This is a genomic window from Nonomuraea sp. B208 (assembly GCF_057536035.1).
The window spans coordinates 268,811-293,944 of sequence record NZ_BAAJOU010000014.1 but is presented as its reverse complement, the minus strand read 5'-3'; the positions used below and the strand labels follow the sequence as shown (position 1 = coordinate 293,944).

28 protein-coding genes and 1 pseudogene are annotated in these 25,134 nt (G+C 71.8%); 9 read left to right on the top strand and 20 right to left on the bottom strand.

Annotation, left to right across the window (positions count from 1 at the left end; all coding sequences use genetic code 11):
* Positions 1-34 precede the first annotated feature (34 nt).
* The 7 genes from AC27IY_RS12000 to AC27IY_RS11970 form a co-directional block, all read right to left on the bottom strand.
* Positions 35-625: a DUF1707 SHOCT-like domain-containing protein gene (locus tag AC27IY_RS12000; protein ID WP_487177980.1), complete on the bottom strand. Its 591-nt coding sequence runs from the start codon at positions 623-625 to the stop codon at positions 35-37.
* A gap of 63 nt (positions 626-688) precedes the next feature.
* Complete coding sequence (locus AC27IY_RS11995) at positions 689-1,336, bottom strand: TetR/AcrR family transcriptional regulator (RefSeq protein WP_487177979.1); 648 nt, start codon at positions 1,334-1,336, stop codon at positions 689-691.
* A gap of 66 nt (positions 1,337-1,402) precedes the next feature.
* Entirely contained in the window at positions 1,403-2,134 is a 732-nt protein-coding gene (locus AC27IY_RS11990) for a hemerythrin domain-containing protein (RefSeq protein WP_423471132.1), read from the bottom strand.
* Between the two features lie 111 nt (positions 2,135-2,245).
* Complete coding sequence (locus AC27IY_RS11985; protein ID WP_487177978.1) at positions 2,246-3,511, bottom strand: APC family permease; 1,266 nt, start codon at positions 3,509-3,511, stop codon at positions 2,246-2,248.
* Positions 3,512-3,562: 51 nt separating this feature from the next.
* A complete protein-coding gene (locus AC27IY_RS11980; protein ID WP_487177977.1) occupies positions 3,563-3,943 on the bottom strand; it encodes a VOC family protein in 381 nt (126 codons plus the stop codon).
* Entirely contained in the window at positions 3,940-4,734 is a 795-nt protein-coding gene (locus tag AC27IY_RS11975; protein WP_487177976.1) for a metalloregulator ArsR/SmtB family transcription factor, read from the bottom strand. The genes AC27IY_RS11980 and AC27IY_RS11975 overlap by 4 nt, the downstream gene beginning before the upstream one ends.
* A gap of 15 nt (positions 4,735-4,749) precedes the next feature.
* Complete coding sequence (locus AC27IY_RS11970; RefSeq protein ID WP_423471138.1) at positions 4,750-5,133, bottom strand: DUF6223 family protein; 384 nt, start codon at positions 5,131-5,133, stop codon at positions 4,750-4,752.
* A gap of 189 nt (positions 5,134-5,322) precedes the next feature.
* Between AC27IY_RS11970 and AC27IY_RS11965 the strand changes: the two genes are divergently transcribed.
* Both AC27IY_RS11965 and AC27IY_RS11960 read left to right on the top strand, forming a co-directional pair.
* A complete protein-coding gene (locus AC27IY_RS11965; protein WP_487177975.1) occupies positions 5,323-6,531 on the top strand; it encodes a sensor histidine kinase in 1,209 nt (402 codons plus the stop codon).
* On the top strand, positions 6,528-7,217 hold the full coding sequence (locus tag AC27IY_RS11960) for a response regulator transcription factor (RefSeq protein ID WP_344215924.1): 690 nt from the start codon (positions 6,528-6,530) through the stop codon (positions 7,215-7,217). Before AC27IY_RS11965 ends, AC27IY_RS11960 begins: the two co-directional genes overlap by 4 nt.
* Positions 7,218-7,224: 7 nt before the next feature.
* Here AC27IY_RS11960 and AC27IY_RS11955 read toward each other — a convergent pair whose 3' ends face one another.
* Positions 7,225-8,631, bottom strand: a complete 1,407-nt coding sequence (locus AC27IY_RS11955) for an MFS transporter (RefSeq protein ID WP_423446741.1) — start codon at positions 8,629-8,631, stop codon at positions 7,225-7,227.
* A gap of 191 nt (positions 8,632-8,822) precedes the next feature.
* On the opposite strand from AC27IY_RS11955, the gene AC27IY_RS11950 reads away from it, so the two are divergent.
* Positions 8,823-9,314, top strand: coding sequence for a hypothetical protein (locus AC27IY_RS11950; protein WP_423446743.1), 492 nt, complete (start codon positions 8,823-8,825; stop codon positions 9,312-9,314).
* Between the two features lie 673 nt (positions 9,315-9,987).
* On the opposite strand, the gene AC27IY_RS11945 is transcribed toward AC27IY_RS11950, so the two are convergent.
* From AC27IY_RS11945 to AC27IY_RS11930, 4 genes are all read right to left on the bottom strand, one after another.
* Positions 9,988-10,752 carry an FG-GAP repeat domain-containing protein gene (locus AC27IY_RS11945; protein WP_487177973.1) on the bottom strand — a complete coding sequence of 255 codons (765 nt, stop codon included), beginning with the start codon at positions 10,750-10,752 and terminating at the stop codon, positions 9,988-9,990.
* 211 nt (positions 10,753-10,963) lie between these two features.
* Positions 10,964-11,263 carry a hypothetical protein gene (locus tag AC27IY_RS11940; RefSeq protein ID WP_487177972.1) on the bottom strand — a complete coding sequence of 100 codons (300 nt, stop codon included), beginning with the start codon at positions 11,261-11,263 and terminating at the stop codon, positions 10,964-10,966.
* A gap of 122 nt (positions 11,264-11,385) precedes the next feature.
* On the bottom strand, positions 11,386-11,865 hold the full coding sequence (locus AC27IY_RS11935; RefSeq protein ID WP_487177971.1) for a cupin: 480 nt from the start codon (positions 11,863-11,865) through the stop codon (positions 11,386-11,388).
* Positions 11,862-12,386, bottom strand: coding sequence for a YbhB/YbcL family Raf kinase inhibitor-like protein (locus AC27IY_RS11930; protein ID WP_487177970.1), 525 nt, complete (start codon positions 12,384-12,386; stop codon positions 11,862-11,864). The genes AC27IY_RS11935 and AC27IY_RS11930 overlap by 4 nt, the downstream gene beginning before the upstream one ends.
* Positions 12,387-12,508: 122 nt before the next feature.
* Here AC27IY_RS11930 and AC27IY_RS11925 point away from each other — a divergent pair, with 122 nt between their 5' ends.
* A complete protein-coding gene (locus AC27IY_RS11925; protein WP_487177969.1) occupies positions 12,509-13,219 on the top strand; it encodes a GntR family transcriptional regulator in 711 nt (236 codons plus the stop codon).
* 522 nt (positions 13,220-13,741) lie between these two features.
* Here the strand turns inward: AC27IY_RS11925 and AC27IY_RS11920 are convergent.
* Both AC27IY_RS11920 and AC27IY_RS11915 read right to left on the bottom strand, forming a co-directional pair.
* Complete coding sequence (locus tag AC27IY_RS11920) at positions 13,742-14,602, bottom strand: SDR family oxidoreductase (protein WP_487177968.1); 861 nt, start codon at positions 14,600-14,602, stop codon at positions 13,742-13,744.
* Positions 14,603-14,741: 139 nt separating this feature from the next.
* Positions 14,742-15,479 carry a VOC family protein gene (locus tag AC27IY_RS11915; protein WP_344220308.1) on the bottom strand — a complete coding sequence of 246 codons (738 nt, stop codon included), beginning with the start codon at positions 15,477-15,479 and terminating at the stop codon, positions 14,742-14,744.
* A gap of 188 nt (positions 15,480-15,667) precedes the next feature.
* Here AC27IY_RS11915 and AC27IY_RS11910 point away from each other — a divergent pair, with 188 nt between their 5' ends.
* From AC27IY_RS11910 to AC27IY_RS11895, 4 genes are all read left to right on the top strand, one after another.
* A complete protein-coding gene (locus AC27IY_RS11910; protein WP_487177967.1) occupies positions 15,668-16,552 on the top strand; it encodes a DUF2268 domain-containing putative Zn-dependent protease in 885 nt (294 codons plus the stop codon).
* A gap of 10 nt (positions 16,553-16,562) precedes the next feature.
* Positions 16,563-17,321, top strand: coding sequence for a MerR family transcriptional regulator (locus tag AC27IY_RS11905; RefSeq protein WP_371247523.1), 759 nt, complete (start codon positions 16,563-16,565; stop codon positions 17,319-17,321).
* A gap of 62 nt (positions 17,322-17,383) precedes the next feature.
* Positions 17,384-18,574, top strand: coding sequence for a sensor histidine kinase (locus AC27IY_RS11900; protein WP_487177966.1), 1,191 nt, complete (start codon positions 17,384-17,386; stop codon positions 18,572-18,574).
* Positions 18,571-19,230, top strand: a complete 660-nt coding sequence (locus AC27IY_RS11895; RefSeq protein ID WP_487177965.1) for a response regulator — start codon at positions 18,571-18,573, stop codon at positions 19,228-19,230. The genes AC27IY_RS11900 and AC27IY_RS11895 overlap by 4 nt, the downstream gene beginning before the upstream one ends.
* On the opposite strand, the gene AC27IY_RS11890 is transcribed toward AC27IY_RS11895, so the two are convergent.
* The 6 genes and pseudogenes from AC27IY_RS11890 to AC27IY_RS11865 all read right to left on the bottom strand — a co-directional run bounded on the left by AC27IY_RS11890 (position 19,197) and on the right by AC27IY_RS11865 (position 23,559).
* Positions 19,197-19,724: a DUF5313 family protein gene (locus AC27IY_RS11890; protein ID WP_487177964.1), complete on the bottom strand. Its 528-nt coding sequence runs from the start codon at positions 19,722-19,724 to the stop codon at positions 19,197-19,199. The two genes, AC27IY_RS11895 and AC27IY_RS11890, sit on opposite strands and share 34 nt — an antisense overlap.
* The gene (locus tag AC27IY_RS11885; RefSeq protein WP_487177963.1) at positions 19,724-20,050 is read right to left on the bottom strand and encodes a PadR family transcriptional regulator; all 327 of its coding nucleotides are present in this window, start codon (positions 20,048-20,050) and stop codon (positions 19,724-19,726) included. Before AC27IY_RS11885 ends, AC27IY_RS11890 begins: the two co-directional genes overlap by 1 nt.
* A 252-nt stretch (positions 20,051-20,302) precedes the next feature.
* Positions 20,303-21,130 (bottom strand): alpha/beta fold hydrolase, encoded by an 828-nt coding sequence (locus tag AC27IY_RS11880; protein WP_487177962.1) that lies wholly within the window; start codon positions 21,128-21,130, stop codon positions 20,303-20,305.
* Between the two features lie 1,000 nt (positions 21,131-22,130).
* Entirely contained in the window at positions 22,131-22,838 is a 708-nt protein-coding gene (locus tag AC27IY_RS11875; RefSeq protein ID WP_449953212.1) for a hypothetical protein, read from the bottom strand.
* A pseudogene (locus AC27IY_RS11870) lies at positions 22,811-23,014 on the bottom strand (IS30 family transposase); the annotation flags it as partial. The gene AC27IY_RS11875 and the pseudogene AC27IY_RS11870, both read right to left, overlap by 28 nt.
* Positions 22,921-23,559 carry a DDE-type integrase/transposase/recombinase gene (locus AC27IY_RS11865; protein WP_487178042.1) on the bottom strand — a complete coding sequence of 213 codons (639 nt, stop codon included), beginning with the start codon at positions 23,557-23,559 and terminating at the stop codon, positions 22,921-22,923. The pseudogene AC27IY_RS11870 and the gene AC27IY_RS11865, both read right to left, overlap by 94 nt.
* A gap of 18 nt (positions 23,560-23,577) precedes the next feature.
* On the opposite strand from AC27IY_RS11865, the gene AC27IY_RS11860 reads away from it, so the two are divergent.
* Positions 23,578-25,119: a hypothetical protein gene (locus AC27IY_RS11860; RefSeq protein WP_487177961.1), complete on the top strand. Its 1,542-nt coding sequence runs from the start codon at positions 23,578-23,580 to the stop codon at positions 25,117-25,119.
* Positions 25,120-25,134: the final 15 nt, after the last annotated feature.

The window sequence follows — 25,134 nt, the reverse complement described above, 5'->3', positions numbered from 1 at the left end:
GTGACATGGACGGCGCGGGCCCGCCACTGCCGCCTCAGTCGTGGGACGGTCCCGGTGCCGGCTTGGTCTTCGTGCCGACGCCGCCGAACAGCGCGAGGCCGCTGATGACCACCCGCGGCGCCCCCCGCCTGGCGCGGACCGCACTCCTGTCGAACGCGCCGAACAGGCCGAACCCCTTGACCTCGACCTCCACGTCGTCGGGCACGATCACCTCCGTGTACCCCCACAGGGCGAAGGCGCGCACCCGGATCTCCTGGCTCGCGAAGCGGGCGTCGCGCAGGTCGATCTCGCCGCCGCCGAACATCGACAACGACGTGAACGCCCGCGGCGCGACCCAGCGCCCCTTGCGGCTGAACCAGCCGAACACGCTGAAGGCGAAGCGGGAGCCGGGCTCCTCCGCCACCACCAGCGAGTCGGCGCGTGTCGGCTCGGGCAGGCCGCGGCCCGCGTGCGCGAGCTCGCCACGGGTCCGGGCCCCGTAGATCTCGTTCAGCCGCTGGTCCAGCTCGGCCAGCTCGATCCGGCCCGCGGCGGCGGCGTCCTGGAGCCGCCGGGCCGCCCGCTCACGCTCCTCGTCGGAGGGGCGGGTCTGGCGGTCGGGGAAGGGGGTGGCGTGCTCGGCCATGCTCTCGGTCCTGTCTGCGGAATCAGCGGGCAGGACCATCTTATTCTCCAACTGGAGAACAAGTCAGCCGGACTCCTCCCTGCCGGACTCCTCCACCCCGGACTCCTCCACCATGTGGGCGCCCATCATCCGCGCGAGCTGGACGCGGAACTCCGCCGCGTGCGCCGGGTCGTCGGGGTCGTGACCCAGGCCCGCCAGCCACGACCGGCCGCCGATGGCGAAGCCGTACGCGGCCGAGAGCCCGATCAGCACCACCGCCTCGATCCGCGCCCTGCCCGGCACGGGCCGGCCCCCGAGCGCGTCCCTGATCCCGGTCTCCATCGTGTCGACCAGCTCCACCAGCGCCGGCCGTGTGGCGCCCCGGTAGTCGGCGTGCATCTCCGCCCAGACGAACAGGCGCAGGTAGCGCTCGTCCGCCAGCGTGTCGAAGACCACGTCCATGATGTCCGCCGCCAGCGGCACGCCGCCCTCGGCGCGGATGCGCTCGCGTACCCGCGCCTCGATGCGGTCGTTCTCGACGCGCAGCACCTCCCTGACCAGGGCGGCATAGCTGCCGAAATAGTGGGACACAAGCCCGTGGGCGACCCCGGCGGCCTCGGCGATCTGCCGCAGGCTCACGTTGTCCGGGCCCCGCTGCCTGATCAGCTCGGCCGCCGCCGCCAGCAGCTCGGCGCGTGACTCCGCAGGGTCGCGCCTGCGTCTCGGTGCCATGACCGGCAGTTTAGGCCGCGCGGCAGGGCCGTCCCGTCTCCAGCTCGCGTCAGCGTTCGGGCAGGGTCACCGGCGAGGGGTGAACTGGTTCAGGTCGTAGATGCCGAGCGTCTTCTCGATGTCGGCGACCTGTCCGACGACGCCGGTGAAGCCGGCCGGGCCGAAGCGGCGGTGCTCCTCGTCCTCGAAGGTCTCGGCCAGCTCGCTGAACTCCTTGGGCGGGATGACCTCGCGCATGGCGGGGAAGACCACGGTGTCCTCGCGGGCCTCGTGGGGCTCGTACATGCGGACGAACGCCGCCAGGTCGGCGGCGAGGTCGCGACGGGCCCGCTGGGGGACGGCTCTGGCGGTGACGTCCAGGACGCGGCCGGTCAGCACGCGGCCGCGCTGGTGCTGCCGGACCAGGACGGGGACGGTGTCGGTCAGCTTGCCTGCCTTGACCAGGCGAGGGAAGACGTAGCGTTCTTCGAGCTCCTCGTGGTACTCCTCGATGAACGTACGGATGATGCCGGCCCCGGCGTGCAGGGGCCGGATCGGCACCGGCTCGCCCGCGCCGATCCGCCGGATGCCCTCGCGGTAGATCAGCAGGACGCGTTTGAGCACGCCGTGCTCGCGCATGAGGTCTTCCGGCGGCGTGACCGGCACCTCTTGTCCGGCCTGTTTCCCGAGGGTGGCGGGGGTGGAGGTGGCGCACGCGGCCGGCACCACCGCGCCGCAGGCCAGGGCGACGGGCAGGCCGAGCACGTTGCGGCGGCGCACGTCCGGTGCCGCGCGGTCGTCCCGTGCTTCGTCGCTCATCATCCGTCCCCGATCCCCCGCCTGTCCGCGTCGCCTCAGATGCCTGCCCGGTCGCCGGTGATCCGACGCGGCGACGGAGGTAATGCTTCCCCCTGGCCGGGCGCGGTCGCTTCACGCCGAGCGTGCGGTCATCGCCCGGCGCAGGCCGTACGCGGCCGCGCCGGCGGCCAGCACCGCGGCCCCGGCGATCACCGAGGAGAGCGGCAGCGCGAAGGCCAGGACCAGGCAGCCGGCCAGGCCGACCGCGGGGATCGGCCGAGCCGGGCGGCCCTCGGCGCGGGTGAGGGTCCACGCGCTCGCATTGGCGACGGCGTAGTAGACCAGCACGCCGAAGGAGGAGAAGCCGATCGCGCCGCGCAGGTCCGCCGTGGCGGCCAGGACCGCCACGACCGCGCCGACGACCAGCTCGGCGCGGTGCGGGACCTTGAAGCGGGGGTGGACGGCGGCCAGCGCGTGCGGCAGGTGCCGGTCGCGGGCCATGGCCAGCGTGGTACGCGACACGCCCAGGATCAGCGCCAGCAGCGAACCGGTCGCGGCCACCGCGGCGCCCGCGCCGACCACCGGCGCGAGGGCGGGCAGCCCGGCGGCGCGGACGGCCTCGGCCAGCGGGGCGGTCGCCACGCCCAGGCCGGCGCCGCCCAGCACGGACAGGACCGCCACCGCGACTCCCACGTAGACCACGAGGGTCAGGCCGAGCGCGAGCGGAACGGCCCGGGGGATGGTCCGGGCCGGGTCGCGCACCTCCTCGCCCAGCGTGGCGATGCGGGCGTAGCCGGCGAAGGCGAAGAACAGCAGACCCGCCGCCTCCAGGACCCCGCCGACGCCGGCGTCCGAGGTCACGTCGAGGCGGGCGGCGTCCGCGGCGCCGGAGGTCAGGCAGGCCAGCACGACGGCGGCCAGCACGACCATCACCACGACGACGATCCCCCTGGTCAGCCAGACGGTCTTGTGCATCCCCGCGTAGTTGACCGCGGTGAGCGCCACCACGGCGGCCACCGCGACCGCGTGCGCCTGCTCGGGCCACAGGTAGGCGCCCACGGTCAGCGCCATCGCCGCGCACGAGGCGGTCTTGCCGACCACGAAACCCCATCCGGCCAGGTAGCCCCAGAAGTCCCCGAGGCGCTCGCGCCCGTAGACGTAGGTGCCGCCGGAGGTGGGATAGCGGGCGGCCAGCCGGGCCGAGGAGGTGGCGTTGCAGTAGGCGACCAGCGCGGCCAGCGCCAGCCCGAGCAGCAGCCCCGAGCCGGCCGCGCGCGCCGCCGGAGCGAAGGCGGCGAAGACCCCGGCGCCGATCATGGAGCCCAGCCCGATGACGACGGCGTCGGTCAGGCCGAGGCGCCGCTCCAACCGGTCCTTACCGGCGGACGTGCCCGCCACGGTGACCTCCCGTTTCCCCGGACCCACGATACTGTCGCCGTTCTGCCGCGTTCAGGAGGCGGGCTGGAACAGCTCGACCAGGTTGCCGGCGGGGTCGGCGAGCAGGATCTGGCGGCCGCCGGGGCCGGTGACCACGTCGCTGCGGAACGGCAGGCCCGCCTCGCGCAGCCGGGCGACCTCGGCGTCCAGGTCGCCCACGACGAGGTGGATGCGGTTGCGGCCGGCGCCGGCGTCCTGGGCGGGGGTGGCGCGGGCGCCGGAGCTGGCAGGGCCGGACAGCAGCAGCCGCAGCGGTCCGCGTACCACGTCGGCGAAGGCGGGCGCGGCGTCGAAGTTGACGGTGAAGCCGAGGTGGGCGGTGTAGAAGTCGACGGCCGCGCGGACGTCGTCGACGATGTAGCGGACGCTGGCGACCTGGTCGGCTGCGGTCATGGCCGGACCTCCTGGCGTGGGACGGGGAAGAGGACGGGTTGCAGGTGCCGGACGCGGGTGTCGATCTCGGCGGCGGTGCGATCGAAGGCGGGGTAGCCGTCCTGGTCGGCGGCCGGGTCGGGGATGCTCCAGTGCAGGCGTCGCGGGTGGCCGCCGAAGTCGGGGCAGACCTCGCGGACCTTGTCGCACAGGCTGATCACGTAGTCGAAGCGGCGGCCGGTCAGCGTGTCCAGGCCCCGTGGGCGCCGGTCGGCGACGTCGATGTCGTACCGGCGGCGCAGCACGCGTACGGCGTCGGGGTGCAGGCGGTCCTTGGGGTGGCTGCCGGCGCTGGTCACCTCGGCGCGGCCGCCGGTGCGGTGGCGCAGCAGGGCCTCGGCGACGGGTGAGCGGGCGCTGTTGCCGGTGCACAGGAACAGCACGGCGGGCGCCCCCGCCGAAGCGCCGGCCGCGCCGGGGGTCTCGGCGGTCCCGGCGGTCTCGGCGGGAGACGGCCGCAGCGCGGGATGCAGGGCGGCGCCGGCGGCGGCCAGCGCGTCCGCGCAGCGCTCCAGGTCCAGGTGGTAGTAGCTGTCGCGGCCGTCGAAGCTGCTGCGGCGGGCGGTGACCAGCCCGGCCGAGCGCAGCAGCCGCAGGTGGTAGGAGACCAGGTTCTGCGGCTCGCCGACGAGGGCGACGAGCTCGCGCACGCGCAGGTCGCCGTGCGCCAGCTCGCTCAGCAGCCGCCAGCGCACCTCATGGGCGGCCAGCCGCACGAACGGCGGCGGTACGGCCCGGCCGGACAGCTCCATGCTCCGCACAATACATCAAACCTGCTTGATGTATTCGGCTGAGGTGCGGCGGACGCGGGCCATCACCAGCCCGCCGAGGATCATGGCGACCGGCCCGACCACCAGGCACACCCAGCCCCCGACGATGCCGTAGCCCGTGCCGGGGCCACCCTCGGCGGCGGCCACGACCAGCGCGCCGACGACCGTGCCGGCCAGTCCCGCCGCCAGGGCCACGATCGCCCCCCTTCTCCTGGTGACGGGGCGGCTTGAGCGGCGGGCCAGCGCCAGGGCGCCGATGACGACGCCGGCCAGCCCCAGCGCTATGCCCACCATGGACCAGAGGCGCCCGGTGGTCATGGCGTAGGCGTCGACGGGCTGGGCCAGAACGTTCGTGGTCGCCAGCAGGTGAGGGACGGACATCGGGATTCCTTTCGACGGGGGTGACGGCCTCGATCGTCGCGCCGTCGCGGCGCCCCCGGCCTCCGCCTGCGGTCGGCGACGGCTACGTAGTTCCGCGTAGCCGGCTCGTCCCTCGCTACGCCCGTCGTCGTAGGCGGCCGCGCGTCTGGGCGGAGGGCGCTCGACGTGGAGGAACCGTAGGATCGCGGCATGAAACACCGCGTGGCGTCGTTGCGCCTGCCGATGCCGGCGCAGGAGGTGCTGCTCGCGCTCTTCGTCACCGTGATGCAGGTTCAGGGCACGATGGTGCGCAATGCCGGCGAGGTGGTCCAGCGTCCCCTCACCGACCTGGGCGACCTCGGCTATGTCCTGCTGATCGTGAGCGGCCTGGCCGTCGCCGTGCGCCGCCGGTGGCCGGTGCCGGTGTTCCTCGTCACCGCGTTCGCCAGCCTGGCGTACTACACCCTCGACTTCCCCGACGGGCCCGGCTGGCTCGGGCTCTTCGTCGCCCTCTACACGGTCGCCGCCTACGGCGACGGGCGCAGGTCGCTGGTGATCGCCGGCGTGGGCATCTCGGTGCTCGCCGCCTGCTGGCTGGTCGCCGCGGCCGACGTCGAGCCGGGCGCCGCCATCGGCTGGGTGTACTTCAGGATCGGCGCGTCGGTCATGAGCGCGGCGCTCGGCGAGTCCGTACGGACCAGGCACGTCATCGCGGCCGAGGCCCAGAAACGCGCCGAGCTGGCCGAACGCACCCGCGAGGAGGAGGCGCGGGCGCGCGTGGACGCCGAACGGCTGCGGATCGCCCGCGAGGTCCACGACACCGTCGCGCACGCCATAGCGATCATCAACGTCCAGTCCGGCGTCACCGCGCACGTGCTCGACAAGCGGCCCGAGGTGGCCCGCGAGGCGCTGCGCGCCATCGAGCAGACCAGTTCCCGCGCGCTGCGGGAGATGCGGGCGATCCTCGGGGTGCTCAGGGACGACGACGACGGCGAGCGGGTGCCGTACCCCGGGCTGGGGCAGATCGGCGAGCTGACCGCCAAGGCGCGGGAAGCCGGGCTCGACGTCGAGGTCGAGGAGAGCGCGCCCGGCGCGCCGTTGCCCAGCGCGGTGGGAGGCGCGGCCTACCGGATCGTCCAGGAGTCGATCACGAACGTGGTCCGCCACGTCGGGCCGACCCGCGTGACGGTGGCGCTCAGGCCGGGGATCGAGGACCTGGAGATCCGCGTGACCGACGAGGGCCGCCGGGCCGCCCCGGAGCAGCGTCCCAGGGGGCCGGTCAGGCCCGGCCGAGGGATCGTCGGCATGCGCGAGCGCTGTCAGCTGCTCGGCGGGGAGCTCGACGCGGGGCCGACCCCGGACGGCGGGTTCGAGGTCAGGGCACGACTGCCCCTCGCTCCGACCGGGCCGAGCCTGTGACCGCGGCCGGCCCGCCGCCGGACGGCGCGTCGATCAGGGTGCTGCTCGCCGACGACGAGGGTCTCGTGCGGTCGGGGTTCAAGGTCCTGCTCGACCTGGAGGACGGCATCACGGTGGTGGGGGAGGCGACCGACGGCGCCGAGGCCGTCGAACGGGCCCGCGCCACCCGCCCCGACGTCGTCCTCATGGACATCCGCATGCCCAGGGTGGACGGGATCCAGGCCACCGCCCAGATCGCCCGGACGCGCGGGCTGGAGCGGGTCCGCGTCCTCATCCTCACCACCTACGACACCGACGAGTACGTCTTCGACGCCCTCCAGGCCGGCGCCAGCGGCTTCCTGCTGAAGGACGCGGGACCGGCCGAGCTCCTGCACGCCATCCGGGTGATCGCCGCCGGGGACGCGCTGCTCGCGCCGCGGATCACCCGGCGGCTCATCGGCCAGTTCACCGCGCGCCGTACGGCCGCCCGGGCCGCGGAGGACCGGCTCGCGGTGCTGACCGAGCGCGAGCGCGAGGTGCTGGCCCTGGTGGGGCAGGGCCTGAGCAACCAGGAGATCGGGGCCGAGCTGTTCCTCAGCCCGGCCACCGCGCGCACCCATGTCAGCCGGGCGATGGCGAAGCTGGGCGCGCGCGACCGCGCCCAGCTGGTCGTCATCGCCTACCGGACAGGGCTGATCAGCCCTTGACCCTGGTTCAGGAGTTCCTGGCGTCCTCCAGGACGCGGGCGGCCTCGCGTTCGTACGAGCGGCGGGAGGCCAGCACCACGAGCCCGCCGAGGATCATGGGCACGATCAGCGCGTACATGGCGGCGAGGAGTGAGCCGGTCGCGTCCGAGGCGATGCCCACGATGAGCGGGCCGAAGGCGGCGCCGATCGTCAGCAGGACCTGCAGGACGGCGAAGCCGACGCCCCGCGACGAGGCGGCCACGACGTCGGCGATGCACGCCGTGCAGGTGGGGATCGCGGTGGAGGAGATCGTGACGGCCAGCAGGAGGAGGATCACCAGGGCCGCGGACGAGTCGGTGATCAGGGCGACGCCGAGGACGATCGAGCCGGCGGTGATGCCGGTGCCGCCGACGAGCAGCCGGCCGCCGGGGACCCGGCCGTGCAGCCGCTTGCCGAGGCGGGTGCCGATCACGGTTCCGGCCAGGACGCCCACGATGGTGATGCCGCCGCTGAGGCTGCCGGCGGCGCCGACCTCCATGCCGAACCCGCGGACCATGAGCGAGGGCAGCCAGAAGTAGACGCCCCCGAGGCCGAGGGTCAGGATCATCACCCCGAGGGAGACGAGGACCAGGGTGCGGATGGCCAGGACCTGACGGACCTGCGGCCAGAAGGGCCGCTTCGCGGTCGCGCCGGGGGTGGGGGCGGGGTCGGCCTCGGGCGGCCCGGCCTGCGGCGGCACCAGGGCGCCGGGCGCGGGTGCGGGCGCGGAGGAGGCGCCGGCGGTGGCCATGATCCGGTCCATCTCGCCGCGCTGCGGCTCGCGCAGCCGCCACACGAGAAGGGCGGTCAGGGCTCCGGGTATCGCCATCAGCAGGAACGCGGCCCGCCAGCCGAACGCCTGGCCGATGACGCCGCCGAGCAGCGTGCCGACGCCGCCCAGGTACGTGGTCATCCGCGTCCAGCCGTACACCTGCATGCGGGTCGCGGCGGGGTAGTAGTCGGCGAGCAGGCTGCCGACGGCGGGGTTGTCGATGTTCTCGGCGGCGGCGAGCAGCACCCGCGTGAAGTAGAAGAAGGCGAAGCCGGCGGCCAGGCCGGAGCCCAGGGTGGCCAGGGCCCAGACGAGGACCACCACCGCGATGATCTTCGTACGGCTGTGCCGGTCGGCGAGGTAGCCGGCCGGCAGCGCGACGAGCGCGGCGGCCAGGGCGGCGGCGGTCGGGATCGATCCGGCGGCGGTGTCGCTGAAACCCCATTCCTCCTGGATGAGGGGCAGCACGCCGGACATCAGGTTGGCTTCGATGCGGTCGACCATTCCCACGATGAACAGCACCACGAACGGTCCCCATCCGAAGGGATTGGGATCGGTCGCGCTGATGCCGCCCGGTGGCGGGGACCCGAGTCGGCGACGTTCGCGGGCGACGGCCTTCACCATGTCTTTCTCCTCCGCGCTAGGTGCTCCCGCGTGGGGTGGTACGGCGGCACGGGAGCGCAGAACGCTGTTCTAAAACAGGGTTCTAGGAAGAGAGTGTCGTACATCACACCGTGTTTCGCCAGTGTCTCCTGGGACCCGTAGTCTGGCCCCCTGTTCCCGCGCCACTTTCCGCGCCGCTGAAGGGGCTGCCGATGATCACCGACCCGACGATTCTCCGGATCGGCCAAGGGGTGGAGTTACATCACCACCAAGGTCAGCGCGAAGCCGCTCGTGACCTGTTCGCCGAGATCTGGGAGGACATCGGCGGCGAGGAGGGCGACCCGCTGCACATCTGCGTCCTCGCCCACGCCATGGCCGACGTGCAGGACGACGTGCACGAGGAGCTCATGTGGGACCTGCGGGCGCTCGCCGCCGTCGGCCAGGTCACGGACGAGCGCCTGGCGGGGGCCGGGGTCGCGCTCTCGGTGGCCGGCCTGTACCCGTCGCTGCACCTCAACCTCACCGAGTGCTACCGCAAGCTGGGCGATCTCGACCGTGCCCGCGAGCACCTGCGGCAGGCCCGGGCCGAGATCGGCAGGCTCGGCGACGACGACTACGGGCGGCTCATCAGGGGCGGCCTGGAGCGGCTGGAACAGCAGCTGGGCGAGGCCGACGACCGGGCCGCTCCGCCCTGCCCGCCCTGAGCTCCAGGTGGGAGCCGGTGAACCTGGCCCGCACGCGCCGGTCATGGGTGACGATGACGAGGGCTGCCAGCAGGAGGGGGTCTTCGATCCTCCGTAGCGATCTTGATTGGGTGAGGCCGCCTACCGCTCCAGGTGCACGATCAGACCGGTGTCCTTGCTCAGCCAGAGCTTGTCGCCCCCGGCAAGCACGGAGTAGGTGACCTTGCCGCCGTCGGCGCCGATGACGGTCATGTCGGCGCGCTCCAGACAACAGTCGTCGGCGTCGCTGGTGGGCCCGAAGTAGACGACTCAGCTGACAGGCGCGTTCAAGTGCTGCTGGACGACCGCGGCTATGTCACCCTGCTCAAGCTCTGTCTGGCCCGCGCCGGCTACACCGCCGGACCGCTGTTTCACGCCGGCATCGACGGCGCTGGCGGGTCGCTGTCCTACGACGCCGCTCACCACCGCTGGCAACGCTACTGCGCCACAGCCGGGGTCGATCTCGATGTCTCGCCTCGGCCACGCCTGCACCGACCCAGCCCAGCTGTACGCGCTGCTGGACGACAAGGTCGCCGACGCCGAGATTCGTGCCACCCGGCGGCGCCGTGACGGAGTGGCGCGCTGATCACACGGCAGAGGGCGGGCAGGTGGGGTCGTCGGTCCGACCGCGCGGTCGGGGTGGCGTGGCCCAGGGTCAGCCGATCCAGCCGTTGCCGATCTTCACCGGTTGCTGGCTGCTGTAGCCGCGTTTGCTCTCGCCGGGGTAGAGCCACAGGTCCCAGGTGTCGTAGTTGATGGCGATGACGTCCTGATGGCCGTCGGCGTCCCAGTCGGCGACGCTCGCGACGAGATACCGCTGCCAGCCGTTGCCGATCTGGACCCGGGGTTGGCTGCTGAAACCCCGGATGCTTTCACCGGGGTAGAGGATCAGCAGATCGTTTCCGGTGCCGTTGCCGATGACGTCCTGGTGGCCGTCGGCGTCCCAGTCGGCCACCCAGCGGATGTAGGTGAGGCGGCCGGCCATGACGACTCCCACCATTGGCTGACTGCTGTAGCCGCGCTTGCTCTCGCCGGGGTAGAGCCGCAGCCCGCCGCCTTGGTACTGCGCCAGGATGTCCTGGTGGCCGTCGCCGTCCCAGTCCGCCAGGCCACGGATGTGGTACCCGTCCCATCCATTGCCGATCACCACCGGTTGCTGACTGCTGTAGCCGCGCTTGCTCTCGCCCGGGTAGAGCCACAGCAGGCCGGTGCTGCGCTGGATGGCGAGGATGTCCTGGTGGCCGTCGCCGTCCCAGTCGGTCATGCCGCGGACGTAGAAATCGTTCCAGCCGTTGCCGATCCTCACCCGCGGCTGGAAGCTGTAGCCGCGCCTGCTCTCGCCCGGATAGAGCCATAAGTAGCCGGTGCTGCTGTCGATGGCGAGGATGTCCTGGTGGCCGTCGCCGTCCCAGTCCGTCACGCCTCTCAGGGAGATCGTGGGAGTCGCGGTCGCGTGCGCGGGCGTGGTGGACGCCAGCGCGACGACTGTCGCGAGGAGGATCTTTGCGGCACGACGGGCTTTCGATGGGCGTTGAGCTGATCGCGGCACGTGTTCCTCTTTCTGTGCTGGAGCGACGGGTCTGCGCCGAGGATCGCATTCGCCGTTCCAGGTGTCGAGCGGCAGGGGCTGCTCACGTGTCGCGGCGGCGGCTCCGGGCGAGCAGGTGCTCGCCGACTTCGACGTAGTCGGAGAACAGGCCGATCACGTCGCGGAGCCGCTCCCGTGCCGGGCCGGGCTCGACCAGGCCCTCGCCGTAGCGCAGGGCGGCGATCAGGGTCCCGGCCCGGGCGTGGCCGGCCGCCGGCAGCGACTCGATCCCGGCGGTGGCCTCGACGAGCAGCCTGCGGCTGCCGGGCTGCGGGATCTCCTGGGCCAGGCCCCAGGAGTCGAGCTGCCGCACCGCTGCCGTCCTGGTGCTCTTCCTGTCCACCAGAGGCCAGCGCAATCACCGAGGCCGACATCGGAGACCTCGGCCACACCGAGGGCTACGACGTGCTGTGGGTGCGTCGCAAGGGTGGCAAGCACCAGCCGCTCCGGCTGTTATCCGGGGTTTTAAGGCAAGTAGGGCCGGCCACCGCACACCTCCGGGCACTGGTCGTACTCGGAGCATCGCGCGGTGGCCGTTTCCGTCAAGAGGGGGTCGGCGCGGCTCTCCAACCGGCCGCCACATGACGCAGTGATGGTCATGATGGTGCTGGGGATGTCGAGCTGGATCCGGCGCCACCGCCCGCGCGGGACGATGGCGGCGGTGCCGGCCGTCAGTCTGATCTCCTCCTCTACTTCCCCCTGCCGTCCCGGTCGTTCTGGACGCAGGTAGAGGCGGATCTTGCCGATGACGCAGGACACGATCTCGTCGGACTCGGTGTTCACGTGCCAGTGGTCGGCGTGGACGTCGGAGCCGGTCCTGGCGTGGAACGCCTTCAGGTGCCAGCCATCGCGCCCGGCGTCCGCCGGCCGGGCACCGGCGTGGATCCTGCCGCCCCGGGACAGGTGGATGCCGGACGCGGAGAGCTCGATCGGGGTCACGGTCATGGGGTTTCGGCGGTGGCGGTCAGGACCGCGCGGCCGAGGAGGTGGCCGGTGATGGTGAAGCCGAGGTAGGCGGGCGTGGCACCGGCCGGGACGCCGATGGCCTCGGTGTCGAGGGCGTGCACCACGACGAAGTAGCGGTGCGGGCCGTGCCCCGCCGGCGGGGCCGCGCCGAGGTAACGCGCCACTCGGGCGTCGTTGGGCAGCTGGTAGGCGCCGTCGGGGAGGCCGGAGCCGGTGTCGTCGCCCGCGCCTTCGGGCAGCTCAGTGACGGTGGCGGGGATGTCGGCCACGGCCCAGTGCCAGAACCCGGAGCCGGTCGGCGCGTCCGGGTCGTACACCGTGACGGCGTAGCTCTTCGTCCCCTCGGGGGCGCCGTTCCACGACAGCTGTGGCGAGATGTCCTTGCCTCCCGGGAGGCTTGCGGACATCTGTTCGGCGGGCCAGGGGGCACCGTCGGCCAGCGTGGTGCTGGTGAGGGTGAAGGAGGGCACCTGGGGCAGGCGGGCAAAGGGGTTGTTCATGTCTGGTCCTTCGAACAGGTGGTGAGGGTGTCGGCCGATGGGTCGGCAGACGTGGGCGGCGCCATCGGGGGACGCCGTTCACGCATCATCGACTGTAACACGAATAATCGATTATTTTGCGGATGGTCTATCCTGAGGACATGCCGCAGACGGTCGACCCCTCGACGAAACAGATGCTCTCCGAGCGTGTGCACGCCCGGCTTCAGGAAGCGATCATGAGAGGCGAGTACGCCCCCGGTGAGGCGCTCAAGCCGCAGCAACTGGCCCAGCAGCATCAGGTCAGCCTGGCCGTCGTACGTGAGGCCCTGGTGCGACTGGTGGGCGAGGGCATCGCGGTACGGTTGCCCAACCGCGGCTTCGCCGTGCCCGACTTCTCCGACCGGCGGTGGCAACAGATCGCCGAGGCCCGCCGTACGATCGAGCCGGTCATGCTGCGCCTGGCGATCGAGCGCGGCGACCTCGACTGGGAGGCGCGGGTGCGCGCGGCCCACCACCGCCTGACCCGCACACCGCCGTACGAGCCGGAGGAAGGCGAGTACTACACCAGCGCGTGGTCGGAGGCACACCGCGTCTTCCACCGGACCCTGCTGGACGGGTGCGGCAACCCCGTGCTGCTGGACACCTTCGACAGGCTATGGACGGCCGGCGAGCTGGCCCGCCGCTGGTCGGCGCAGCGCACACCCGACCGGGATGGCGCCGCGGAGCACCGCCGCCTGGAGGAAGCGGCACTGGCCCGTGACGCCGACACCGCCACCGAGGTACTGACCCAGCACCTGACGCTTACCGTCGCCGCCCTCACATCCGCACCTGATCAGGTCAAGCTGCAGTCGTGACTTTCGACAGGCAGCGAGATCAACGCTGATCGATCGCTCTCCACACGTTCGAATGCCTTCACGCCGGAGCTCACCCTGCTGGGCATGCTGAGCTCCACTTGCCTGACGTGCCTGACAGACCTTCACGCTGCCCGCACCGGTGTGCCGCACCCTCACCCCGAACGGCCTGCGGCACAGCTTCATCAACCTGGCCCTGGTCGCCGGCGCGACGCTGCGCGACGTGCGCGACGCCATCGGACACGCCAGCGCCGACACCACCGGCCACTACGACCGCCACCCCGGACGCCTGGGCTGTCACCCCGCCCACCCAAGGAGCCGGTCAATTCTGCGGGTCGTGGCAGGGCCTCCCTCCGTGACCTGCAGCGAGGCCGCTCGTTTGGGCCGTGTGGCGCGATTCTTACCGGCGGGCCTCATAGCGCGCGGTGACGCCGGACAGGGCGAGCTGGGTGCCGGGCGAGGGATGACCGATGCGCATATGAGCGTCCTCCTGGTGTCGGTACGGCCGGGGGCGTGGCGGGTGCGTCAACGGCCGCTCCCCGGGGCGGGAACGGCGTGCTCGGCGTCGCGGCTGACCTGCTCCCAGGCGGCCCAGGTCGCCATCCGCTGCCGGGAGAGGTCGAAGGCCAGGTCGTACACCATGCTGCCGAGCAGCAGCCGCAGCGGCGGGTCGTCGCTGTCGACCAGCTTCAGCAGCGCCTCGGCGGCCAGGCGCGGCTCGCTGTCGACCGAGCCTTCGGCCCACTGCTTCTCCAGCTCGGCGCGCAAGGATGCGTACTCCTCCTTCGGCGTGGCCATGGTCATGCTGGTGTAGAGGTCGGTCCAGTAGCCGCCGGGCTGGACGATGCTGAGCTTGACGCCGAACGGCGCGGCCTCCATCGCCAGCGACTCGCTCATGCCCTCCAGCGCGAACTTGCTCGCGCTGTACATGCCGGTGCTGGGGAAGCCGCCGAGCGCGGCGATGCTGGAGACCTGCACGATGTGGCCGGACCGCTGGGCGCGCAGGTGCGGCAGGACGGCCTGGCAGACCCACATCGCGCCGAAGAAGTTGACGTCGAGCTGGGCGCGGGCCTCGGCCTCGGTGAACTCCTCGATCATGCCCAAGGACATGGTGCCGGCGTTGTTGACCACGATGTCGAGCCGGCCGAAGTGCTCGGCGGCGGTGTCCACGGCGGCGAACACGGCGGCGCGGTCGGTCACGTCCAGGGGGAGGACGAGCAGGCGGTCGGCGTACTGGCTGGGGAAGTCCTCCGGGGTGACGGTGCGGGCGGCGGCGGCCACCCGGTCGCCGCGCTCCAGCGCGGCCAGGGCGAACGCGCGGCCGAGGCCGCGACCGGCGCCGGTGATGAACCAGGTGCGGGGGGCGGCGGTTTCCGGGGTGCGCATACGCGATCTCCGATCGGTCGGTGCTTAGCGACACGAGACGGTTCGTCTCGTGTCGATGCTGTGAAAGTACCGGCTCTCCTTCGTCAGGTCAAGACGGTCCGTCTCGTCTTGTTTCGCGCCGGCCCCGTCGGCTGCGGCGTCAGGCCGGGCGCAGGACGCAGAACTCGTTGCCCTCCGGGTCGGCCAGCACCCGCCACGGGACGTCCCCCTGGCCGACGTCGGTGAGCGTCGCGCCGAGCGCCTTCAGCCGTTCCACCTCCGCCGCCTGATCCTCACCGGGGTAGGGCAGCACGTCGAGATGGACGCGCGTCCACACGCTGCCCCCGCCGGGCACGCGGATGAACTCCAGGTACGGCCCCACGCCCTTCGGCGAGCGCAGCCGCGCGAAATCGTCGCCCGCCTCATGGACGGTCCAGGCGACCGCCTCACCCCAGAACCGGGCCATGGCCCGCGGGTCGGCGCAGTTGACGACCACCGCGGCGATCGGCCCGGTGTCGCGGTAGATCTCCCGGGGCTCCAGCACGCAGAACACGTTGCCCTCCGGGTCGGCGAGGACCGTCCACGGCACGTCGCCCTGGCCCACGTCGGCGGGCGTCGCGCCGAGCTCCTTCAGCCGCGCGACCAGCTCCGCCTGATGGGCGGCGGAGGTGGTCGCCAGATCGAGGTGCGCGCGATACCTCACCGTCTCGGGGTCGGGGACGCTGACGACGTCGACGCAGACGGCGGCCGGGTCCGGCCACGTGAAGCCCACAGGCTCGACGTTGGTCACGCCGGGCCCCTCGCTCGAGACGCCCCAGCCGAGCGCCTGCGCCCAGAACCGGCCGAGCGCCGCGTCGTCCCGAGCCTTGAAATTCACCTGAACCAGTTGCAACCCCATGCCCGCCAACCCTAAGCCCGCGCCCCCTGCTCCGGCGGTCTTAGCCCGGGTCGCGGTCCTCGTGGCCCTCGCGCCGCCGACACCGTGGCGGCCTGCGCGGCCGGTCGTCGTGACCACGTTCGACACGGACGTTCCGCGCCTCAATCTGGTTTGACCTTGACGCTGCGTCAACTTCTAGCATCGGGCCCATGTCCATCACCGTTCTTGACACCTGCTCCGCCATGCGCCGGATCCTGCAGGCCCCGGCCGCGGACCGCGCCGACCTGCTGCGTTCGATGCTGGAGCCCATCAGGGGCCTGTACCGCTACTATCCCGGCGAGCTCGACCTGGTGGCGATGCACCTCCAACAGTCCGGTTTCCCGATCGACCGCGACGAGGAACGTTGCCTCGACGCGCTCGAGACCTTGGCGGCGGCCGACGCCTGGAAGCGGATGCAACGCGCCGTCGACGACGCGTTCGCCGTGCTGCGGGAGGCGACGCCGGGGCTGGAGGTCCCGGACATCGACGTGCTGTTCGTGCTCGGTGACCCGGGTGACGACCATTTCATGGGGCCCTGCAAGGGAGTGACCGGGTTCGGCGGCATCTCGGGCCAGATCCTGATCACGTTCTGGCCCTTCCCCGAGAATGTCGAGCGGCTGGAGAGCACCGCCGTCCACGAGCTGCACCACAACCTGCGGTTCGGCCCTGGCGGGGTCGTGTGGGACCCGGCGACCGTCACGGTCGGCGAGCACATCGTCTCCGAGGGCCTGGCCGACGCCCTCGCCCGTCAGCTCTACGGCGACGAGCTCGGCCACACCCGCATCGGCGTGCCGCACCTGCACGACGACGAGGTCTTCGCCAAGGTGCTCACCGGGCTCGACGTGACCGGCATGCAGAACTTCACGGCCTGGGTGCACGGCGACCCCAGCGCCGAGCGCTTCGGCCTGCCCCCGGTGGGGCTGCCGATCGGCGCCGGGTACGCCGCCGGCAGCCGGCTGGTCGACGCCTACCTGGCGGAGACGGGGCAGACGGCGGCGCAGGCCCTGTACGCCGACAGCGCGGAGATCATCGCGGCCACCCTCGGAACCAGGTGACACTGAGACGATGGAGTGGACGATCCAGGAGCTCGCGGCGAGGGCCGGCGTCACGAGCCGCACCCTGCGTCACTACGACCGCGTCGGGCTCCTGACACCGTCCCGGGTGGGCGCGAACGGCTACCGCTACTACGACGCGGCCGCGGTCGTACGGCTGCAGCGGATCCTGCTCATGCGCCGCCTCGGCATGGGCTTGCCGGCCATCGCCGAGGTCCTGGCCGACGAGGTGGACGTCCGCGACGGGCTCCACGCCCACCTCGCCGCGCTGGAGGAGGAACGTGACCGCGTCGAGCGGCAGATCCGGTCGGTGCGTGACACGCTCGACGCCCTGCGGAAGGGGGTGGAGCCGCGGTTGGACGTCCTGCTGGCGGGGTTCAACGACCGCTACGAGGACGAGGTGGTCGCACGCTGGGGCGAGCGCGCGTACCAGGTGAGCAACGACTGGTGGCACGGCAAGACCCTCGACCAGCAGCAGGCGTGGAAGCAGGACACCGAGGACCTCGTCGCGGCGTGGGTCGCCGCGGCGAAGACCGGGACCGCTCCCACGTCGGAACACGCGCAGTCGCTGGCCGCCCGGCACGTCCGGTGGCTGAGCAGGATTCCCGGCACCCCGACGGCCGAGGGCGACCGGGAGCGCTCGATCGAGATGGTGCAGTGCCTGGGGGACATGTACGTCGACGACCCGCGTTTCGCCGGCATGTACGACGACGAAGCGGGGGCGCGACTCGTCCGCGACGCCCTGCGGACGTACGCGCGGACCCGGATGTAGCCCCTGGTCGTACACCCGTGGTCCGATGCGCGGGCCGCGGACGCGTCGTTACGATTCCGGGCATGCACGTGACACCGCCCTCGCCGCCGCTGAAGCGGGTCCCGCCCGCCGCGTGGACGGTCCTCGCCTGGTGGGCGGGTCTGGTGTTCACCTTCCTCATCCGGTTCAGGCTGCCCGGCGAGTCCGGGCCCGCCAAACTGGCCGGGCCGCTCTTCTTCGAGTGGGACGGGTTGACCTGGCTGGTGGTGTCCACCGCGCTGGCGCACGTGGCCGCCGTCCTGCTGCGCCGGCGACCGCTGCCGGCGCTGGGCCTGCTGCTCGCCGCCGCGGTCTTCGCGTGTGTGCCGCTGGGGGTGGCCGAGATCCCGTTGGCGCAGTTCCTGGCGGTCGACGCCGCCCTCTACTTCATCGCGGCCGGACGCGCCCGCCGGACCGGGATCCTCGCCCTGCTCGGCGCGCTCACCGTGCTCGCCGGCTACCTGACCGTCCGGGTGCTGGCCGGCTGGCCCGCCGGCACCTCGGCGGAGCTGGCGGTGGCCATGACGGCTGTCATCGCCTGGCTGGTCGGCCACTCGGTGCGCCAGGCCCGCGAGCACGCCGAGACGCTGGCCGCCACGGCCACCGCCCAGGCCGTCGCCGCCGAACGCCTGCGCCTGTCGCGGGAGCTGCACGACACGGTCGCCCACAGCATCGGCGTCATCGCGCTGCAGGCCGGCGCCGCCCGCCGGGTCATCGACACCCAGCCGGGCCGGGCGGGCCAGGCGCTCGGGGTCATCGAGACGGTCGGCCGGGAGACGCTGTCCGGACTGCGGCGCATGCTCGGCGCCATGCGTCACGGCGAGCCGAGCCGTCCCCTCGACCCGGCGCCCGGCCTGTCGGACCTCGACCAGCTCGTGGCCACGACCACGGACGCCGGCGTCCACGTCGAGGTGCGCCGGCTGGGCGAACGCCGCCCGCTGCCGCCGGAGATCGACGTCTCGGCCTACCGCATCATCCAGGAGGCGATCACCAACGTCGTCCGCCACGCCGGCACGAGCCGCTGCCAGGTGTCGATCGACTACCGGGACGACGAGCTGGCCGTCGAGATCCTCGACGGGGGCCGCGGCCCGCGCCGCCCGCCGGAGGGCGGATTCGGCCTGGTCGGGATGCGGGAGCGCGTCAACCTGCTGCAGGGCAGCTTCTCCGCCGCGCCCCGCGCCGAGGGCGGCTTCCGCGTCACGGCCCGCCTGCCCCTGCACGCCGAGGCACGATGACCGTACGCGTCCTGCTGGCCGACGACCAGCCGCTGATCCGCACCGCCCTGCAACTGGTCATCTCCGACGCCGCCGACCTCGAACTCGTCGGCGAGGCTGCGACCGGGCTCCAGGCCGTCCTGCTGGCCGAGGAGCTGAACCCCGATGTCGTGGTGATGGACATCCGTATGCCCGTCATGGACGGCATCGAGGCCACCCGGCTGATCGCCCGGGGTCCCGGCCAGGCCCGCGTGATCGTCCTGACCACGTTCGACGAGGACGAGCACGTTCACGGCGCGCTCCGCGCCGGCGCGTCCGGATTCCTCGTCAAGGACATGGCCCTGGACGACATCCTCACCGCGATCCGGGTCGTGGCCGCCGGCGACGCCCTGATCGCGCCGGGCGTCACCCGGCGGTTGATCGAGACGTTCGCGGGCCGCCCCGCCCCCGATCCCGTGCCGCCGCGCGAGCTGGAGGGCGTCACCGAGCGCGAACGCGAGGTCCTCACCCTGATCGCCCGCGGCCTGACCAACACGGAGATAGCCGCCGACCTGGTCATCAGCGTCGCCACCGTCAAGGCGTACGTGGGCCGGCTGCTCAGCAAGCTCGACGCCCGCGACCGGGTCCAGCTGGTCATCCTCGCCTACGAGGCGGGCCTGGTGTCACCGTCGAAGTGACGATATGAGGTCCCATCAGGGTGGAACTCATGTCCGGCGAGCCACCGCCGTCTCAGACCGTTGCGGGACAACCGGGCCATCAGGTAGGTGCAGCACATCATCACCAGCCCGGCCCAGTACGGCAGGCCCCGCTCGACCCGTACGAGAAACATGACCCAGAAGAGCATGACGACGCTCACGTACCGCTCGACGAAGAAACGGCCGCGGATGTCGTCCCTGGCCCACCAGCGATAACGCGAGGGCAGCCGAACGCCGAACACCCGGTAGAGCAGCCAGCGCCACGGCGGCGGATGCTCGCGCAGACGCAGCATGAGCCCGGCGCGAACCAGGTCGAAGGACTCGCGCACGCCCGGGCCGCGCTGTCCCGGCTCGGCCAGGTCCAGCAGGGTGCCCAGCAGCTCGGCGCCGCGGAACTCCCGGAAGCGGGGCGGATAGGCCAGCCGCATCAGTAGGCGGCAGCGGCGTTCGTAGGCGGAGGCGACGTCGTGGGTCATCACACCCCCATCCCGGGCTGGAGGCTCAGACGCCGCTGAGCGGTGGCGGCCAGGCGGGCCAGGCGGGTGGTCTCCTCGGCCAGCACCTGGCGGCCGTGGCCGGTCAGGTCGTAGTAGCGGCGGTGGCGGCCGGAGACGACCTCCTCCTTGACGACGGTGACCAGGCCGTCGCCCGCCAGCCGCTCCAGAGCGCCGTAAAGCGTGCCCGTGCCGAGCCGTACGTGTCCGTCGGACAGCTCCCGCACCGCTTTGATCACGCCGTACCCGTGCAGAGAGCCCTGGGAGAGGGCCAGAAGGATCAGATAGCTCTGTTCACGTAATGGCATGTAGCGATATATCGCTATCCGTACTATCGCCGCAAGCTCCGATGATCCCGCTCCGCCACCCCCGCTGCGCGCCGCCTTCGGCCTCGGACAACCTGCGACGTGAACGGAACCAGCTCACGAGGTGTTCGCCGAGGTCACCTGGAGAGAACGGGTGTCGCTACCGGGCATCACGACGGTGTCGCGGATGGTGACCGAGGCGCGGCGGTCGAGGTTGACCGCGCCCCGGGCGGCAACACATGGCCGGTCCAGGCATCAGGGATTACGGGTCGTCGACGGCCCCGTTGCCGTGAAGCTCAGCAGCAGTTCGCTGACCGTCTCGGGCGCTTCCAGCATGGGCAGGTGCCCGACGCCGGGCAGCAGCTCGACCCGCGCGCCCGGCACCGCGTCGTAGTGGTGCGCCGACGACGGCTCCCAGCGGGGGTCGGCAGCGCCGAAGATCACCTGTACGGGGAGGCCAAGGGCGGCGAGACGCTCGGGCACGCTCCGTTCGGCGATGTAGGCGGTGTTCTGACGCAGCACCGTCCTCATCACGCGGTAGGTGATGCCCCGTACGTCGGCGACCACGTCATCCGGGAGGTCCACCGGGCGAACGGCCGTCGCGCTGATCCCCTTGCGGATCATCGCGTCCGAACGCCTCGGCCACAGGAGCGGGCCCAACGGCGGGGCCAGCAGCACCCGAAGGATGAACGGCTGCCGGAGGAGCGCATCCGGGCTCGGGCCGCTACTGATCAGTGCAAGCGATCCCACGAGGTCGCGACGTTGCTCGGCAAGCGCGGTGGCGACGTAGCCGCCGCTGGAGTGCCCGGCCACGGCGACGTGACGGAGGCCGAGGTCGTCCAGCAGCGCCGCCACCTGGCCTGCCTGCGCGGGCACGTCGTACGACGGCGCGGGCGGGGACTGGCCACAGCCCGGAAGGTCGACGCGGATGACGTGATGATGGCCGGCCAGCGCCGGGACCACCCGGCCCCAGAAACCGCCCGAGGCCCCCGACCCGTGGATGAGCAGCAACGGCGGCGCCTGCCGCGGGCCGTCATGGACCACGTGCATCCCATGCGAGTGCTCAATGTCGTATTCACTCATGCGGAGACTGTGCACGGCCGGCAGACCGGCGGTCTTGGACAAATGTTCCCGCGGAGCTGAAGATCGGCTGCCGCCACCGTGACGGCTTCACCGAGGTTTCCTCCAGCACCAGCACGGGCGCGCCGGACAGCAGCGCGCGGGCGATCGACATCCGCTGCGCCTCCGCCTCCGGACAGCTTGGCCTTGTGCAGATTGCCACGAAGTTGTCCTGGGGTAATGCCGCTTAGTGTCAGTAGAAGTGCCACGAGGTGTCAGTAAAATCGTTTGAGTGCTCGACGCTGGGGGACGCCTTCGCGACTTCTGGAAGATGTCTTCGCAGGTGAACGCCCACATTTACAGTAGATGCCGCGCCGCAGCGTACATACTTACGATCCGTTTGGGGTTGCGCCCGTAAGAGTTGATCGTCCTGTCCTGTTGCCTATCGACAGTTAGATGTGTACGGAAGAGCCTTCCGCTCCAGTGACAGGTGATGGCAATAGTGTCATCCGCTGACCACGCGATCGCACGTCTGAAGTGGCGTTATGCCAGAAGATGTCAGCAAGAAATGCCAATGGATGTCAGCGCGATTGAGGCCTGTCAACGTGGGTTCATAACACCCAGAGCTTCGCCTCTGTCTAACGAGTCCCGACACCGCTGTGTCGACATGCATTGGTGGCAGCCGGTTCCCTTCGCCCTCGCTAATCCTGTACGTTTCCGCAGTTCAGAGGCATGTTGTAGATATGGCCCTTGCGGCGCCGTCAATCGGATGACGGGGCGGTGATGGCCAGGAGGGCGGCGCTCAGTGCTCGGGCCTGTGCCGGCGACTGGAGTACGTCGGTGAGGGGGGAGGGCGCGGTCGTCATGGTGCAGCGTCACGACGCCGTCCTCGAGGGTGACGGCGTGAAAGCCTCCGGCAGGCAGGTGTACGCCGGGCCGGCCGTCGACGTCGGCGAGTGGCGGCACCACCAGGGGGGCGGCCGGAGTACGCCAGAAACACACCGCGTGGCGTACATGCCTGGCGTCAGCGCTTGCGCCGGCGGGCCGCGGGGTCTTCCTCGGCGGTGATACGGGCGGAGGTCTTCTCGCCCAGGCGGACGTAGCGGCCGAGGCTGGCCAGGCTCTGGCGGCGGAACTTGGCCTGGAGTTCGGGTGCGGTGCGGCCGGCCTCGGCCAGATGCTGTAGCGCGCTGTGCCGGAGTTGGTGCAAGGTCCAGCCTTCATGGTGGGGGTCGAGGGCGGCGGTGGCGGTTTTGAACAGGTACTCGGCGCGCGGGTAGGACAGGCGGCCGCGTCCGGTGACGGGCAGATGTCGGTGGTGGCGGGCGCGCGGCCCGGAGGCGGGGGCGCGCCGGTCGGCCAGGAAGACGGGCCCTGCCTGGCGGCCTTGCAGCAGGCGGGGCAGCAGGCGGGCGGTGGCGGTGGCCCAGTGCACGTACTCGATGGCGCCGCCCTTGGAGTGACGCGGGCGCGGCGGCGTTCCAGGTCGAGGTCGGTGACGAGGGCGGACAGGTGCCGGTTCCAGGTGGCGGCCGCCGCGGTGGTCCAGCGGTCCATGACCGCTGCGTGGTCCTCGCAGGGAGAGGTCGGCGACGGGCCGGTCCCCGGCGCGGGCGGCCAGGTGGGTGAGGGTCTTGGCGTAGCTGTCGCGGGTGGTCTTGGCGGGCAGGCTGGCGAGGAAGCGGTCGATGGCGGCGGCGACGAGCGGCCCGACACCGTCGGGGCAAGGCATGGTCCCACCCCGCCAGCCTGGCGGAACCACCGTGTCCCAACCGCTGGTGACACGCCGATCTCAGCTGCGCCGTCCTCCGAGCTCACCCCTCGAGCGATCGCTTGCCAGAACCGGACACGGTCCTGTCGCCAGGCGACAGTTGGCCTTCCCTGCGAGGGGATCTGACCGCGATACAAGCGGACCGCCTGCTGTTTCTTGCCCACGCCCATGCACCAACACCTCTAACGACGAGGTGTTGCGAGCACTGATTGAATCCACCTTGACAGCCGCGATCGGAATGAAAGATCACCGGCTCAGTCGGCCGGCGGCGGGCGCAAGCCTGCTGCAGGGCCTCGGCCACCAGGCCGGTGCGCAGGTGATCGGCGGTCGCCCAGCCGACCTCCCGCCGCGAGGCGATGTCGATGACGGTGGCGAGATAAAGCAAGCCCTCCTCGGTCGGCACGCACGTGATGTCGCCGCACCAGCGCGTATCGACGGCTGCCGCGTCCGGCGTGAAGTCGCGCTCGATCAGGTCCGGGTGGAGGCTTGCGTGCGGGTCGGGGATCGTCGTTTGCCGCCGGCGGCGCCGATACCGCCCGGCCAGGCCGAGCGCGCGCATCAGCCGGGTCACCCACCGCCGTCCGCACCGCTGGCCGTCCTGTCGCAACTGCGCGTGCACCCGCGGCGCTCCGTAGCTGCCCCAAAGGACGCCCGTGGGGTGGCGATGTGCCCGACGGGCCACAACGGTCAAGATGGGCACATGATCGGTCCTTCGGCCTCCGGTGCCCCGCTACCGGTGACGATCCTGCTGGATGCGGTCGATGACTACCGGGTGACTCGAGCTGTGCTGGGCTCTCTGGATCGCGCCAGTGGAGTGCTGGTCGTGAATCCGACAGTGGGCACTACGGCGGTGGTGTCGTTGGCCCGGGATATTCTGGTCGCTTTGGGCAAACAGCCCGCCGCCGTGGTCAGCAGCCGCATCGGCACTGCGGCGATGTGGCAGGCGGCCACCGCGTGGCTCGTCGCGGCGGGCATCGGGCGCTTGGTGGTGCTGCGTGGGCACCGGCTGCCGCAGCGCGCGCTGGCCCGGCTGACGCAGCTCGCCGCCGACGCTCCTGTGGCGCTCACGGTGGTGTGGCACGCGCCACCACCGCCGTCGTGGGAGACGGTCCTGCCGGCGTCCGCCATCTGCCTGTCACGGCAGGTGGCCGAGGCGGTCGCGGTGGCACGGCAGCCGAAACCGGGCGCGGCGCCGGTGGTGACCGGTGAGCGGCGTGAGCAGAAGGACCACACGCTCGCCCACGTACTTTCGCAAGCCTTGCCCCCGCTGCCCGGCAGCGAGGCCCCGTGGTTTCGCGCGGATGCTCAGCGGCTGCTGCAGCGCAAGGATTTTTGCCGCGTGGACGTGCTGTACGACTACGGCGGGGAGGCGGTCTGTGCCTTCGCGTCTGCCGTCGCAGAGCAGGTGAATCGGCCTCCGGCCGAATGCTGCCGTCAGTTTCGGGCTCGAGACGAAGCCAGGCTCGCGGAATGCGGCCCAGCGAGCCGGGCGATGGCGTGCGAGCCCGGGCTGTGGGAGGTGCCGAGCTGGGAGAGCGTGCGAGCGCGCTGGGCCGCGCTGCTGAGCCCGCCGGAGTCGGCAGTCTCGCCGCAGGTGCAGGAGTGCGATCGGAGATCGCTGGTGCGCTTCCTGGTCGGGCTGGTGGCCGGCATGCCGTCGGGGGCGCACAGCTTGGCGGTGCTGCGCGGCGCGCAGGCCGGCTTCCTCCGGCATGGCCTTCACCTGCTGCTGCCCGGGCGACCTGAGCGGTGGAGCGGGCCGGGCTTCACTGACCTGCCGTTCACGCCCGCGGTGGCCGAGCAGTGCCGTAGCCGGGTCGTCGACCCGCTACACGCCTGCGCCGTGGCGGCGCTTTTGGTGACCAGCCTGCCGCCTGCCCTGCTGGGCTTCATGCGGCTGTCCAACCTGGCGCCAGATGCCGCCACGCTGAGCAGCTATCTGCCGTTCCGGATTGATTATCCCGTTCCGGAGTGGGGCCGGGACCTGTTCGCCGCCGCACGTGCCTACGCTGCCGGCTACCAGCCCGGCGATGGCCCTCTGCTGAGCCGGGGCATTGGGCGGGCCGGCCAGATCCTGGCCGGCACTGCCCGGCAATGCGGGCTGCGGCTCCGACCGGCCATGCTCGAACCTGGCCCGGAGGGGTGGCACGTGCGGGCCCGCTGCTGGACAAAAGGGCCCGCTGGCGTGAGCCGACGGTTCCGAGGCGCTGGCCGTCCTACCGGCAGCCGGTGGAGGTCCTGACCTGCTGCCGACGCT